Below are 1,037 nucleotides of genomic sequence, written 5' to 3' on the forward strand. Positions count from 1 at the left end.
GTCGGCCGGGGCCCCCAGCATTTCCACGGTGGCGTCGTTGACGTTGGTGGTGCGGATCGACGCGCCGGTCTCGCGCGCCCAGCCGGGATTGAGCTGCATGTGAACGGCGATGTCCGCCACCCCGCCGGCACGCAGGGCATCGAGTGCCGCCTTCACGGCGGTGAAATCCTGCTCCCACAGGGAAATGCGCGCCTGTTCGAACATGCAGCGGTAGCGTTTTTCGCTGCGCGCCAGCGCGCTGTTGGTCCGGACCAGCAGCGCCCTCGAGTCATGGTTCCGGAGCAGCAGCGCGCCGGTGGTGAGAATGGTCGCCAGCGCCACGCCGCAACGCAGGACCGACGACAGGTCGATATCCCGCCAGTGCGACAGCAGGAAGGACAGCACCGCCAGCAGCGCGCAGCCGGCCGCCGCGCGCAGAATGCCCTGGCGGTGAAGCGCGCTGGAGGCCAGGAGGAGCACCAGGGCATACAGGACGGCGATGGCGCTTTCGATGTCGGTGAAGGTGTCGACGACGAACACCGTGAGCGCCAGCGGGATGGCAAGGATGCCGAGCCAGCGTTCGCCCGGCCGTCCGGCCAGAGGCGGAGACCATCCCGCACCTGACTCCGCGCTCATCCCTGCGCTCATATCCGCCCGCCTCCAACCACGAGCCGCACCGTTTGGATTCGGTTCGGTTCGGGCAGAATGCCTGCGGATGCCGTCCGGTTCTTGAATGAAATGACTGCGCCTTGAACGCTTACGGCACTTTGTCGTGAGTGCGGCGGCTCCCGGATTGGCGCCGGGAGCCGCCGGAGCGGCCGGGGCGCCAATCCGTCGCGGTCCGGTTCAATAGGTGAAGATCGCCGCCAGTTCGAACACCGTGCTGTCCTTGTTGCCGCGCAAAAGCTGCTTGCCGCCGTCTCCGGCGAAGAACTGGCCGACCGCCGCCGAGACCAGCAGGTTGGGCGTCGCCGCCCAGTCGGCCGCAAGGTTGATCTCGTTGCCGACATGGCCGCTGGTCACGCCGGCCGGCTTGCGATCGAAGCGGAAGTCGTACA

At 67.7% G+C, this 1,037-nt stretch carries 2 pseudogenes; both read right to left on the bottom strand.

The window, feature by feature from the left end:
- Positions 1-615, bottom strand: a pseudogene (locus tag I71_RS23055) (sensor histidine kinase); the annotation flags it as partial.
- A gap of 210 nt (positions 616-825) precedes the next feature.
- A pseudogene (locus tag I71_RS23060) lies at positions 826-1,037 on the bottom strand (hypothetical protein); the annotation flags it as partial.

Origin of the sequence: Azospirillum sp. B506 (assembly GCF_000333595.1) — a bacterium.
GTDB lineage: Bacteria > Pseudomonadota > Alphaproteobacteria > Azospirillales > Azospirillaceae > Azospirillum.